Here is a 14341-nt window from a genome sequence, read left to right on the forward strand (position 1 = left end):
GTAAAGAGTTCAAAAGTACAAAACTTGTGAGAAAATGAAGTGAAGGAATTCAACAATTCTTATTCTGTTAGCGTATTGGTTTCTGTTGCAAGAAAAGTATAATTATATTCTATAAGAAAAAAAAGGTTAATTATTTTTAAATCTAAAAATTAATAAGAATTTAACCTATTAATTAAGCATATTATGCTTTTTAACGTTTATTTATGTATTTAATCGATTATTTATGTATATTTACATTAGAATTAAAAGCGACGTAGTTCACTAATCTTTAAATTGTTGTATCATGGGAAAAAATTATTTTTCAAAAAAGGTATTGCAAGTCAGTATGTTATTTTTTTTAATATTGACTACAAATGTGTTTGCTCAAGTGGGCATAGGAACTGTTACCCCAAATGCTAGTTCAGTACTAGACATTACATCGACAACTCAAGGGATGTTGACGCCCAGAATGACAACGGCGCAAAGAACTGCCATAGCATCGCCAGCAGATGGTTTGATGGTGTACGATACAGATTTAAAAGCTTTTCATTATTACAACTCATCGACTGCAACCTGGACGGTTATGAATAGTGCTGCTACGGGACGATTAAAATTTAAACGAATTAGATATACTGATGTTTTGGCGACTGTTCTAGCATCAGAACTTGCTGCTGGTGGGGGCGCTAAATATGTATTAGATAGCACTACCTACTATGAAATTAATGGAACTATAAATGTTAATTTCCCGATAGATTTAAATAATGCGTATTTAGTAGGATTGGATGCAAATGAGGATAAACTGCTTAAATCAAGTGATTTCCTATTTGAAGGTGCAACTGGTGGTATAGTAAAAAATCTTACTATTACGGGAGGGTGTTCTGTTTTTAATTTGGTTGGTTCGGGTAATACACAAAGTTTATTATTTAGAGATTCTATTGTTTCTGGCTCAGCCAATGTGGGAACTATTAGTGGCTTTGGATTAGTATTTTTCTCAATTGTTAATTATGGAGCAAATACTACAGGGATCACTTATACTAATTGTTCAAGAGTCCTATTAAACAATACCGCTTGGTTTGGAACTAATTTAGGTACCTTTGAAAAGTTTACTGGAACATTTTCTTTGATACAAAAACAAGGTGGTTTCTGTGAAGTCAATGGTACAGCTGTGGGAGTAGATGTTTCTGCAAATCCTACAATAACAGGAGATGCAGTAATGGAGTCTGTCGTTTTTACTGGAACACTTTCAACGGGAAAATATGTTAATGGATATACTACAGGTAGCTACACTGGTTATAATTTCACAAATAGTTGGAATGTAAGGTGCTCGGGAATACCAACAGAAGTTGACGCAAGTGCAGCTGGAGATTTTACTTTTGATTATGCTGTAGGTTCGGGGGCTACAACAAGTTTTTCAGGGCCAGCCAACCAGCCAACAGGAATTATTAAAGTTGTAGGTGTTTCAACTTCTACAAATTTGTTTCGATTTTCTACGGGAGGTATAAGTAATAGATTAATTTATGAGGGAAAGAAGAAAAGATTGTGCCAAGTAACCGGGTCAATTTCATTTCAGGTACCAGCAGCAGGTACCTATATAATTTATATTGCTAAAAATGGATTAACGCTTTCTCAATTTAAAATATATGGTCGTGGTGGAGCTGCAAACGATATAGTAGTAGTACCAATTAATGCATTAGTAGAGTTAAATAATTCTGACTATATCGAAGTGTGGGCTCAAAGGTATACAACATCAAACAACGGTGATAGTATTTTAACTCCTAATTTGTCGTTAGTAGTAAAATAGAATATTTTGAAATTTCCAAAACCGCATTATTCTGTTTGTAATAATGCGGTTTTAGTTTTTTTTACATTCAGAAAACATTTTTTTGAAGCTTAACCAACCGTTAAATTTTAATTAATGCCAAGTTAGTTTGTTCAAATCTTTTGTTATTTTGTCAAAAAATTAATTTTAATGATCTTTCGTATCGTACTCTTATGTTCAATTCTACTCGTAATTGAACTCTATACTTTTCAGGTATTAAAAACTTTAATAAAATCTAAACCAGTATTAATTTCGATTGAGTTAGTAAGCATCTTGGTTTTAGTGTACATTGTGTATGCCTTGATGCAATTTGATCGTAGCGTTGGACAAACGCAACAAACAATGTTTACTATGGGTTTGTTGCTGATTGTTTATGTGCCAAAGTTAATCTTGACCTTCATATTAATGGGTGAAGATATTTTTAGAGTTGGAGCTGGAGCTGTCAATTATTTTGTGGATTATGATAATTCTACCGATTTTCTTAAATCGAGAAGAAAATTTGTTAGTCAAATTGGATTGGGGATTGCCGCGGTACCTTTTTTATCTTTGATTTATGGGATCACCGTGGGTAAATACAATTATAAGGTCATAAAGCAACGCATTTTCTTTCCAGATTTACCAGAGGCATTTGATGGTTTTACCATCACTCAAATCTCAGATTTACACAGCGGAAGTTTTGATAATCCAGAGAAAATTAAGTATGCAATTGACTTAGTAAACGAACAAAACTCTGATTTGATGTTGTTTACTGGCGACATCGTAAATACAGATGCCAAAGAAATGCACCCTTGGATAGAAGCCTTCAATGGGATTAATAAACACGAATATGGAAAGTTTTCTGTTTTGGGGAACCATGATTATGGAGAGTACGTCACTTGGCCTTCTGAGGCTGCCAAAGAAAATAATTTCAAAGCTATTAAAGATTTGTACGGTCAAATAGGTTTTAAGTTAATGTTGAACGAACATACTTTTATAGAAAAGGGAACTGAAAAAATTGCATTAGTTGGTGTCGAGAATTGGGGGAATAACTTTAAAAAAGCAGGCGACATTAATAAAGCTTCTGAAGGGCTAAGTCAAAAAGATTTTAAAATTTTGATGAGCCATGATCCCTCGCACTGGGAACATGAAGTGAAGGATCACGATAAAAATTTTCATCTCACGCTTTCCGGTCATACGCACGGAATGCAGTTTGGCATAGAAATACCTGGATATTTCAAGTGGAGTTTGGCTCAATATGTGTACAAACAATGGGCAGGATTGTATGAAAATATGGGCAGATACGTTTACGTAAACAGAGGCTTTGGATTTCACGCCTATCCCGGGAGAGTAGGAATCATGCCCGAAATAACGGTCATCGAACTAAAAAAAGGCGATAGTGTGGCATAATTCGTTTTAAATGCTACATTTGTACTATATACAGCTCTTTTTAGTGAATTTAAAAAATTAAATTTTTGGTTTTATGTCAAAATTTGGAGAACTTATAAATACTCAAGTACCTGTGTTAATAGACTTTTACACAGAATGGAACGAACCTTCAGTTTTAATGCATCCTGTAATTAGAGATGTAGCAGCCGCTCTTGGCGATAAAGCAAAAGTAATAAAGATTGATGTAGACAAGAATCAGGAATTAGCCGATGCTTTACGCATCAAGGGCTTACCTACGTTGATGATTTACAAACAAGGTCAAATGATCTGGAGACAATCTGGTGAATTAGACGCCAATACGATTATTAATATCGTTCAAGAACAATTGTAATTTTATTGCTTACAATACTCCACAAGTAAAGTTGTTTTCTTTTAAATAAATTAAAGTTTTAGGAAGCGCATATTCTAAGTTTTTGAAAGCTTTTAAGCTATCATGAAAAACAAGTATGCTTCCTGGTCTTATATTTGACAATACGTTTGCCAGACATTGTTCCTGCGAAACATTTGCATCAAAATCAGCACTCAAAACATCCCACATAATTATTGTGTAACCCATTGCTCTTAATCTTCTTGATTGAGCGGCTTTTATTTTTCCGTATGGAGGGCGAAAAAGGCTTGCTTTTAGACTATAATTGCTGTTTTTTTGAATTGCTTCTTCACATAATGCAACATTAGCAAGATACGATGCTGTTGTGGTTTTCCACCCGTTCAAATGGTTGTAGGTGTGGTTTCCTATTGTGTGACCTTCGCTAATAATGGTTTGAAATATTTTAGGATTTTTTTCAATGTTGTTTCCAATGCAAAAAAAAGTGGCGTGTACTTGGTGTTTTTTTAATTCCTTTAAAACCCATGGAGTGATTTCAGGAATAGGTCCGTCATCAAAGGTGAGGTAGATGGTTTTATCTTTTTCTACATTGGAAACATCCCAAGTATAATGAGAGAAAATTTTTTTAACAATCCAACTCGTTTTGACCCAGTAGAATTTCATTTTTTTTTTTTTTAATATAAAAAAAATAGCGACATTTTTCAACATCGCTATTTTTTCTAATTGGAGTTTTTCAGTTTCAATTATTCTCTATCTCTTCCAAAACGTTCAAACATTTTGATGTACGTATTGAAAATGATTCGGTTTTTATTGTAAAAATTTAAATCGCCATTCTCTTTCATAACCGTCAGCAGACTTCGGTAGCGTTCAATATCTGTAATGATAGGAATTGCAATACTAGTTTGTTCTGAAGGGGCAAGTTTACCATAATAATTCAGGTTTTCTCTGTACTTCAGGATCAATTTGTCTAGTAATTGTTGTGCTTTTAATGGCTCATCAATTTTGTAATAGCCACCGGCAAACGGCTCTACTAAAGAATAATAGTCAAAATATTCTACTGGCATTTTTGTCATTGCCAGATTGATGATGTTTTTTGCTTTATCCTTTTTACCTTCTAATATCAATTGGTTCATTAACCTTGAGAGATATGAACGGTAGTTAACACTGTTCTTTCTTGTTTCAGGATCATGGTATATGTTAGGGCTTTCGCTATTGCCCCAATCCCATTTCATTACTTTGGCATACATTTTATCCGCATCTATTTGTCCCATGTCAAGTGGGCTTGCGTCTTTTGTTAAAATTGTTCTTATCGGAACTAGTTTGTAAACCATTCCTTCAAGTTGAAGGTATTCTTTCATCCAGAGATAGTCCTCGCTATCAAAAGCTCCACCGCTAAAATAGATTGGTCTTTTCCAGTTATTATTAGCTACAATATCAAGCATCATTAACCTGTTTTTGTATAAGGCATTGCCTTTAATGTCTAGGTCAATGTATGGAACAATCGAGTCATTATCTTTTGGATTAACGACTTTGTTTTTAATAATTGTATTTTTATCAACAGGAATTCTGATCTTATTTGTTGGGTAAAAATGGATGGTTTGACCATTTTGCATGTCTACTGTTGATTTTGGATTTTTGATAAAAGCAATCAAATCCTTGATGTCCCAACGGCTTTCTACTTTTGGAATATGAGCTACATAATCCAGCTTGTCACCCACATATTGATCATGTGTAAAGGAGATGGGCAATGGATCTGATTCATAGGTTTTTGTTTTCATTTGATCAATATACCAATCGGTCATGAACAAACTTGTATTTACGATTTTAACATCTGTTCTTACGCCTTCAATTTCTTGTGCGTACCAGAGTGGGAAGGTATCATTATCACCAATGGTGAATAAAATGGCATTTGGATCACAAGATTCTAAATAGGCTTTTGCCATTGCAACTGCAGTGTATTTTCCAGATCGATCGTGATCATCCCAGTTTTGAGATGCCATAAGTACTGGCGCTGCTAGTAAACAGGATGCTATAAGTAACGGGCCTGCTAGTTTTGGAGCCAGATATTTTGTAGCGCTCTCATATAAAGCATATACTCCAAAACCAATCCAGATAGCAAAGACGTAGAAGGATCCTACCAAAGCATAATCTCTTTCTCTTGGTTCGAAAGGTCTCTCGTTAAGATAGATTTTCAGTGCTATTCCCGTAAAAAGGAACAAAGCAAGTAAAACGTAAAAGCTTTTCAAGTCTTTATTGGCATGATACATTAAACCAATTAATCCCAAAATAAAAGGTAAAAAGAAATAGACATTTCGTCCTTTATTGTTGATCACATCCGAAGGAAGGTTGTCTTGACTTCCCAAATGTAATTCATCTATAAAAGTGATACCACTGAGCCAGTTTCCGTCCAGATAATCGTATTTTCCCTGAATGTCATTTTGTCTTCCAACAAAATTCCACATCAAATACCTCCAATACATGTAACCAAATTGGTACTCAACCATAAATCCTAGGTTGTCAATAGTGCTAGGTTTTTCAACTAATAAATAATCACCATAGCTTTTTAAGAAGGTTACATAACCTTCATTATCAATTTGTTTTTGAGCATACGCTTGTCTGAATTCGGTAATAATTTTTTCAGTTTCATTTCTCAGCTGCGCAATGGCTTTGTTGTAATCTTCCTCACTTAATTGACTTGGATCAATACCGTATTTAGCTAAATCATCTTCGTATGGATAATCAGGATTCAATTTAAACTCTGGTGGATTGGTAAAATTCATATAGTTTTCAATATGATCACCGCTCCACATCCTTGGTAAAATCGTTTTCTGGTTGTTATCCGTATTTTGATCTGCATTTTTAAAATTATTGGTAATGATATACTTCCCAGTTTTATAATCACGTTCATAATTGGGCGCTTTGTCTAGATAGGGTTTTTCCTTGTCTAAACCAGCAAAAGCTTCAGTATATTGCGGTCCGTAAAATAGAGGATTTACACCGTATTGTTCTCTGTTATAATAGGCTAGAACTTCAGCAGCATCAGAAGGTTTGTTTTCGTTGATAACGGTATTAGCATTAGCACGAATAGGTAACATCATCCAAGTCGAAAAACCAATCAGGATAAAAAGAACACACAAGATTAAGGTATTGTAGGTTGCAAGCCCTTTTTTGTTAGTGTATTGCAAACCAAAATAAAACAACGCAATGAGCAATACGGTAACAAAGATACTTCCTGAGTCAAATGGTAGCCCAAGACTATTTACCATAAAAACTTCGGTTTTACCAAAGAATCCCATAGTAAGAGGCAAAAGCAATTTGAAAATAAATAGTAATACAGCAATCACTACGATATTAGCAATAATAAAATTTTTAAGTGTAACTACTTTATAATTTTTGAAAAAGTAAAGAAAACCTATTGCAGGAATTGTTAATAAAGCCATGAAGTGAACCCCAAAAGAAAGTCCAACAACCAGTGAGATAATTAACAACCATTTGTTACCTCTTGGTTTGTCCATGTCTTGTTCCCAGCGTAAACCTAACCAAAATAACAAGGCAATAAATAAGGAGGCCATGGCATATACTTCGGCTTCAACGGCATTATACCAAAAGCTATCCGAAAAAGTATAGGCTAGTGCTCCTACGAAGGAACTCCCAAGAATAACAACATCATTATTTTTATTCAATTCTGAAAATCGAGAAACTAATTTTCTTAAGATGATTGATGAAGACCAAAATAAAAATAGAATGGCAAAGGCACTGGAAAAGACTGACATCATATTGACCATCAAGGCAATTTTTGTATTGTCGGAAGCAAACATGGCAAAAAAAGCGCCAATCATCTGGTATAAGGGCGCTCCTGGAGGGTGACCTACTTCTAATTTTGCTGCAGTGGCAATGTATTCCCCGCAATCCCAAAAACTCATAGTGGGTTCAACAGTTAAAGTGTATGTTAATAATGCGATTCCAAATGTAAGCCAACCAATAATTGTATTCCACTTATTGAAATTGAATGCTGCTTTATCCATGTACTTAAATTTAATTTAATTTTGAGTTACAAAGAAAATGTTTTTTTGTTGAACGGGCATACCATTAACATTATTTTCTAGAAAAGTAGTACATTTTAATAACGCATTGATTGTAAAGAGGTTTTGTGTTCATTTGAAGTTGTTTTGAAATTTTGGCAATTTTTTTTTCATAAAAAGGCAAAATAAATTTGTACAAACTAAAATTTATTTTAAATTTGCACTCGCTTAGCAGCAATGCTGGTCTATGGTGTAATGGTAACACAACTGTTTTTGGTGCAGTCTTTCTAGGTTCGAGTCCTAGTAGACCAACGTAAAACCCCTCATTTTGAGGGGTTTTTTTATGGAATAAATTCAATGATTTCATAATGTATAGCTTTAGAATGCTATTGTGATAGAATGTGTGAATTTTAACGAGATGAGGTTTTATTTTGAACGTACTAGATTTTGAAAGTAATGACTGGTTTAATGGTATGGTTAACGAGGTCCTCACTGATGCTTCCGTTAAAAAAGTGAGCAAGTCCAGTTCGTCCATGTGTGCAAAGGCCTATTAAATCGGCATTAATGCTGTTGGTAAAATTGATAATTCCATTTTCTATGTTGACATCATTATAAATATGAGCAGTATAATTTTTGATTTCAAAGCCTTTGATGAATTTTTTCATGATGCCCTCGGCTTCCTTGGTGGTTTTAAAGCTATTGGGCGTGCAAATCGTTACTAAAAACAGATTGGCATTAAACATTTGGGAAAATTCGACCATTTTTTGGAAAGGTTTCTTAGTTTCGTCCGAAAAATCAGAGGCAAAAACAAAATTGTTGAAGGTAAAGTTTGGATTGTTTTTTTTGATCACGAGAACCGGGATTTCGGAGAGGCGTACTATTTTTTCAGTATTTGATCCAATAACCATTTCTTCAATGCCCGATGTTCCATGTGAACCCATGACAATTAAATCAATTTCATTTTTTTTATTAAAGGATAAAATACCACTAAAAGCTCTTTCAAATTGAATGGATGCGTGAACAGAAATCCCATCTAAATAGGGCTGCCCTTTTATTTTTTCAAGTTTTTCATTTGCTTTTTGAATAAATAACATTACCTCGGGAATGCTTCTCCCTTCAGTTACGGCGTCATTCATTTGATGCGGCAATTCTAATAAATGCAGCAAAAATAGTTCACAATTATTTTTTTTTGCAATGGAAGCGGCAACTTGTAATGCGTTTTCGGCAAAAGCAGAAAAATCGGTCGGTACTAAAATTCGTTTCATAGCTTTAAAGTTTAAAATGGGGTGAAAACTCTTATTCTAATCGTACAATAAAGATAAGCAATTATTTTACGTCAACTGATTATTTTAGTTTATAAAAAAACACTATCTTTGCACCGTTATTTATTAAAATCTAGATAATGAGGGGACTAAATGTCCCCTCTTTTTATAAAAATATGACATTTAAAGAAAAAGTAACTACATTGTTGACAGAAGGCTTGTTAGAAAAGCCATCGATTTTTTTGATAGACCTTATCATCACTGATGCTTTCAAGGTTATTGTGACGCTAGACGGTGATAACGGAGTTGCGTTGCAAGACTGTATCGATGTGAGCAAATTCATGGATAGTAACCTAGATAGAGAGGAACAAGATTATTCTCTAGAAGTCGCTTCGGTAGGTGTGGGATCTCCATTAAAATTAACCAGACAATACAAGAAAAATATAGGTCGAACACTGATAGTGAAGACTTCTACGGAAATTATTGAAGCAGAATTAGTAAATGCTAATGATGATTTTGTAATTTTGTCGTGGAAAGCAAGAGAACCTAAGAAGTTAGGAAAAGGGAAGGAAACAGTTCAAAAAGAGCTAACATTGCCTTACGTAGATATAAAAGAAGCAATTGTTACAGTAACATTTTAATTAAAGAATTCGCATGGAAAATTTAGCATTAATCGATTCATTCTCAGAGTTTAAAGATGACAAACTCATTGATCGTGTAACGCTTATGGCAATTTTAGAAGATGTATTTAGAAATGCATTGAAAAAAAAATACGGTTCAGATGATAATTTTGACATCATCATAAATCCTGATAAAGGTGATATGGAGATTTGGCAGAGAAGAGTAATCGTTGCTGATGAAGACTTGGATTTTGATCATCTTGAAATTACATTGACAGAAGCTAGAAAAATAGAGCCTGATTTTGAAATTGGTGAAGAAGTTTCCGAAGAAGTGAAGTTAATTGATTTAGGCAGAAGAGCGATTTTAGCCTTGCGTCAGAATTTAATTTCAAAAATACATGAGCATGATAATACGAATCTTTACAAGCAATTTAAAGATTTAATAGGTGATATTTACACTGCTGAAGTGCACCATGTGCGTCCAAGAGTTGTTATTTTGGTTGATGATGAAGGGAATGAGATTATTTTGCCAAAAGAAAAACAAATACCTTCTGACTTTTTCCGCAAAGGAGATAATGTAAGAGGTATCATTGAAAGCGTTGAATTGAAAGGAAATAAACCGCAGATAATCATGTCTAGAACTTCTGAGAAGTTTTTAGAAAAATTATTTGAACAAGAAATTCCAGAAGTGTTTGACGGTTTGATTATGGTTAAAAAAGTGGTAAGAATACCTGGCGAAAAAGCAAAAGTAGCTGTTGATTCTTATGACGATAGGATTGATCCTGTAGGAGCTTGTGTCGGTATGAAAGGATCTCGTATTCATGGAATCGTTCGCGAATTAGGAAATGAGAACATTGACGTAATCAATTTCACAAGTAATATTCAGTTGTTTATCACAAGAGCGTTAAGTCCTGCAAAAGTTTCTTCTATTAAAATAAATGAAGAGACTAAAAGAGCTGAAGTTTTCTTGAAATTGGAAGAAGTTTCTAAAGCAATTGGTCGTGGTGGACACAACATTAAATTAGCAGGTTTGTTGACAGGTTATGAGCTTGACGTTATTCGTGAAGGTGATGTTGCAGGTGCTACGGCAGACGAGGATGATGTTGAATTGACTGAGTTTTCAGATGAAATTGAAGATTGGGTTATCGAAGAATTTGCAAAAATTGGTTTGGATACTGCAAAAAGTATTTTGAAACAAGACGTAGAAGATTTAGTAAGAAGAACAGACCTAGAAGAGGAAACAATTCTAGATGTAATGAGAATATTGAAAGAAGAATTTGACAGTTAGTCAAATACATCTTCAACGATAAACATGCCACTTTACAATGAATTCTTTCTCGGTAGGTATCGAGTTGGGAGTAAAGTGAGGAATAACAAAAAAGGTAATAATAAAAAGGTTTTATGTCTGAAGAGAGAATTATTAGAATAAACAAAGTTTTGAGGGAATTGAATATTTCTTTAGAAAGAGCTGTGGATTATCTGAAAGATAAGGGGATTGCTATGGAAGCAAATCCGAACGCAAAAATTTCTGATGATGTATACAATGTCTTGTGCGGTCAGTTTGCTGGTGACAAAGGGAATAAAGAAGCTTCTAAAGAAGTAGGAGAAGAGAAGAGAAAAGAAAAAGAAGCTTTGCGTTTAGAACGAGAGAAGGAAATCGACGATAAACGTAAGATCGAAGAAGAGCGCGTAAAACAACAAGAGGTTATAAAAGCTAGAGCAGTTATAGCAGGCCCAGTACAAGTTGGTAAGATTGATCTCAATCCGAAAAAACCAGCAGTCGTTACTCCTGAAAAAGTAGTCGCTCCAATTGCAAATGTACCTGAGGTAAAAGCGCCTGCAAAGGAAGTTTTACCTGAGAAACCGATAGCTGAGAAACCGTCACCTGAGAAACCAATTTCAGATAAAAAAGAGGTAAAACCCATTACTGGTATAAAAGAGGTAAAATTAGAGGCTCCAAAAGAAGCAGTTGCTGAACCGAAAGTAATTGAAAAAACCGAGGCAGTTAAAGTTGATGAAGCTCCTGTCGATGAAACCATCACAACGCAATATCAAAAACTATCGGGAACTACTTTAACGGGTCAGATAATTGATTTATCTCAATTTAATAAACCTAAAAAGAAAAAAGAAGAACCGAAAATCACTCCGAATAAACCGGGTGCTCCAGGATCAGCGGCAGCTAATGCCAATAAAAATAAGCGTAAAAGGATTGTTCCTAAGCCGGGTGCTCCAAGACCGCCGGCAACTCCTGGTGTTCCAGGTGCGCCAAATCCTAATAAGATTACGCCAAATACTGGAGGTGGAGGTTTTAATGCTAACAGAAGTGCTAGGCCAGGTTTCGTTAAAGGAAACAGACCCGCTATTGTTGCTAAAGTTGAGCCAACAGAAGAGGAAGTTAAAAACCAAATTAGAGAGACTTTAGAGAAACTACAAGGTAAAGGTGGTAAATCTAAAGCTGCTAAATATAGAAGAGATAAAAGAGATACGCACCGTCAGAAATCTGATGATGAGCAAAGAGCTATTGACGAAGGAAGTAAAACTATAAAGGTTACGGAGTTTGTTACTGTAGGTGAAATTGCCATTATGATGGATGTGCCAATTACTAAAGTTATTGGTACGTGTATGTCACTTGGAATCATGGTTACCATGAACCAGCGTCTTGACGCAGAAACATTGACTATTGTTGCCGATGAATTTGGCTACGAAGTTGAGTTTATCACTGTTGATATCGAAGAAGCAATTCAGGTTGTTGAAGATAAAGAAGAAGACTTAGTTTTCAGAGCGCCAATTGTAACGGTAATGGGTCACGTCGATCACGGTAAAACATCGTTACTGGATTACATTCGTAAAGAAAACGTAATTGCTGGGGAATCTGGAGGAATTACCCAACATATTGGTGCCTACGGAGTAACCTTAGATAACGGTCAAAAAATTGCATTTTTAGATACACCTGGTCACGAAGCGTTTACTGCGATGCGTGCGCGTGGTGCTCAAGTTACGGATATTGCTATTATTGTAATTGCAGCGGATGATGATATCATGCCGCAAACAAAAGAGGCTATTAGCCATGCTCAAGCAGCTGGTGTTCCAATTATATTTGCAATCAATAAAATTGATAAGCCAAATGCGAATCCAGAAAAAGTAAAAGAAAGATTAGCAGGTATGAATTTACTTGTTGAGGATTGGGGTGGAAAAATTCAATCACATGACATTTCTGCGAAAGTAGGAACAGGCGTGAAAGAATTATTAGAAAAAGTATTGCTTGAAGCAGAACTTTTAGATCTAAAATCAAATCCAAACAAAGCGGCACAAGGAACCGTTGTTGAAGCATTCTTGGACAAAGGAAAAGGATATGTTTCTACCATATTAGTACAGCACGGAACGTTACGAGTTGGTGATTATATGTTGGCTGGTAAGCACCATGGTAAAATTAAAGCCATGCATGATGAAAGAGGGAATATAGTTACTGTTGCGGGTCCTTCAACTCCGGTTTCAGTACTTGGTCTTGATGGAGCAGCAACTGCGGGTGATAAATTCAATATTTTTGAAGATGAAAAAGAAGCGAAACAAATTGCTTCAAAACGTTCTCAATTAATGCGTGAACAATCCGTACGTACACAGCGTCACATTACATTAGATGAAATTGGACGTAGAATTGCTTTGGGTCAATTTAAAGAATTGAACATAATCCTTAAGGGTGACGTGGATGGTTCTGTTGAAGCACTGTCTGATTCGTTCTCTAAATTATCTACTGAAGAAATTCAAATCAATATTATCCATAAAGGTGTTGGAGCGATTACAGAAACTGACGTAATGTTAGCTTCTGCTTCAGATGCAATTATCATCGGATTTAATGTTCGTCCTGCTGGAAATGCACGACAATTAGCAGATAAAGAAGAAATTGATATCCGTTACTACTCTATTATTTATGCAGCAATCGATGACTTGAAAGATGCAATGGAAGGAATGTTAGCTCCTGAAATGAAAGAAGAAATTCTAGGAACTGCTGAGATTAGAGAGATATTCAAAATCTCTAAAGTAGGTTCTATTGCAGGTTGTATGGTAATGGATGGTAAAATTGTACGTAGCGCTAAGATGAGAATCATCAGAGAAGGTGTCGTAGTATTTACAGGAGATTTACTGGCATTGAAACGTTTTAAAGACGATGTTAAAGATGTAGCGAAAGGATATGATTGTGGTATTCAAGTAAAAGGGTACAACGACATCGAAGAAAGAGATGTTATTGAATCGTACCATGAAGTAGCAGTTAAAAAGAAATTGAAATAGAATTCAATATGTTAATAATTAAAATCCCGATTCGTCGGGATTTTTTGTATTTTAGTTATACTGATATAGGTATGGCTTCCAAGGACAAGAGATGGACAACAATTTGAAAGGCGAAGGGAATTCTTTGAATTATACTTTTAGGATGCATGACCCGAGGGTGGGGAGGTTTTTTGCGGTTGACCCCTTGTTTAGAGAATATCCTCATAATTCTGTTTATGCTTTTAGTGAGAATAGGGTAATTGATAGTGGTGAATTAGAAGGGCTTGAGCGTTATTATAATGCCTATGGTAGATTTCAAGAACAAAAAGGTGAAAGTAAAATACCATTAGTAAGAATTGGAGATAATTCATATCCACTTTCAAGGCTTGATTATAATCAAAGAGGAACTAGAGTAGCTGTTTCTAAAGTGATAGCAGATCAAGCTATGTTAAGAGGATATAAAGGTTATTATGGAGTTCAAAACATGGTTGATGAAAAGGGAAAGCCTGATAATGATACTGGAGCCTATACTAATAAAGCAAAAACTGTTGTTGTAAATGGTAATCAATTACAACATGGGGTATATGATAATGATCATGATTTAGGAAGTACTCTTGACCACG

9 protein-coding genes, 1 tRNA gene and 1 pseudogene are annotated in these 14341 nt (G+C 34.9%); 8 read left to right on the plus strand and 3 right to left on the minus strand.

Annotation, left to right across the window (positions count from 1 at the left end):
* Positions 1–283 precede the first annotated feature (283 nt).
* The 3 genes from AC061C_RS12305 to AC061C_RS12315 all read left to right on the plus strand — a co-directional run bounded on the left by AC061C_RS12305 (position 284) and on the right by AC061C_RS12315 (position 3554).
* Entirely contained in the window at positions 284–1780 is a 1497-nt protein-coding gene (locus tag AC061C_RS12305) for a phage tail-like protein (RefSeq protein WP_478291414.1), read from the plus strand.
* A 168-nt stretch (positions 1781–1948) separates the two neighbouring features.
* Complete coding sequence (locus AC061C_RS12310) at positions 1949–3184, plus strand: metallophosphoesterase (protein ID WP_478291415.1); 1236 nt, start codon at positions 1949–1951, stop codon at positions 3182–3184.
* A 73-nt stretch (positions 3185–3257) separates the two neighbouring features.
* A complete protein-coding gene (locus tag AC061C_RS12315; RefSeq protein ID WP_309759141.1) occupies positions 3258–3554 on the plus strand; it encodes a thioredoxin family protein in 297 nt (98 codons plus the stop codon).
* Positions 3555–3563: 9 nt separating this feature from the next.
* Here AC061C_RS12315 and AC061C_RS12320 read toward each other — a convergent pair whose 3' ends face one another.
* Together AC061C_RS12320 and AC061C_RS12325 are read right to left on the minus strand one after the other, a co-directional pair.
* Positions 3564–4211: a polysaccharide deacetylase family protein gene (locus AC061C_RS12320; protein WP_478291416.1), complete on the minus strand. Its 648-nt coding sequence runs from the start codon at positions 4209–4211 to the stop codon at positions 3564–3566.
* Between the two features lie 80 nt (positions 4212–4291).
* The gene (locus AC061C_RS12325) at positions 4292–7573 is read right to left on the minus strand and encodes a glycosyltransferase family 117 protein (protein WP_478291417.1); all 3282 of its coding nucleotides are present in this window, start codon (positions 7571–7573) and stop codon (positions 4292–4294) included.
* 238 nt (positions 7574–7811) lie between these two features.
* Here AC061C_RS12325 and AC061C_RS12330 point away from each other — a divergent pair.
* Positions 7812–7882: transfer RNA gene (locus AC061C_RS12330), tRNA-Gln, on the plus strand.
* A 128-nt stretch (positions 7883–8010) separates the two neighbouring features.
* On the opposite strand, the gene AC061C_RS12335 is transcribed toward AC061C_RS12330, so the two are convergent.
* On the minus strand, positions 8011–8835 hold the full coding sequence (locus AC061C_RS12335; protein ID WP_478291418.1) for a universal stress protein: 825 nt from the start codon (positions 8833–8835) through the stop codon (positions 8011–8013).
* Positions 8836–9008: 173 nt separating this feature from the next.
* Here AC061C_RS12335 and rimP point away from each other — a divergent pair, with 173 nt between their 5' ends.
* The 4 genes and pseudogenes from rimP to AC061C_RS12355 form a co-directional block, all read left to right on the plus strand.
* Positions 9009–9473, plus strand: coding sequence for a ribosome assembly cofactor RimP (gene rimP, locus AC061C_RS12340; protein WP_417983878.1), 465 nt, complete (start codon positions 9009–9011; stop codon positions 9471–9473).
* 13 nt (positions 9474–9486) lie between these two features.
* Positions 9487–10740 (plus strand): transcription termination factor NusA, encoded by a 1254-nt coding sequence (gene nusA, locus AC061C_RS12345; protein WP_417944761.1) that lies wholly within the window; start codon positions 9487–9489, stop codon positions 10738–10740.
* Between the two features lie 113 nt (positions 10741–10853).
* Positions 10854–13739, plus strand: a complete 2886-nt coding sequence (gene infB, locus AC061C_RS12350; RefSeq protein WP_417944760.1) for a translation initiation factor IF-2 — start codon at positions 10854–10856, stop codon at positions 13737–13739.
* 142 nt (positions 13740–13881) lie between these two features.
* A pseudogene (locus AC061C_RS12355) lies at positions 13882–14341 on the plus strand (hypothetical protein); the annotation flags it as partial.

The organism is Flavobacterium sp. GNP010 (assembly GCF_056428945.1).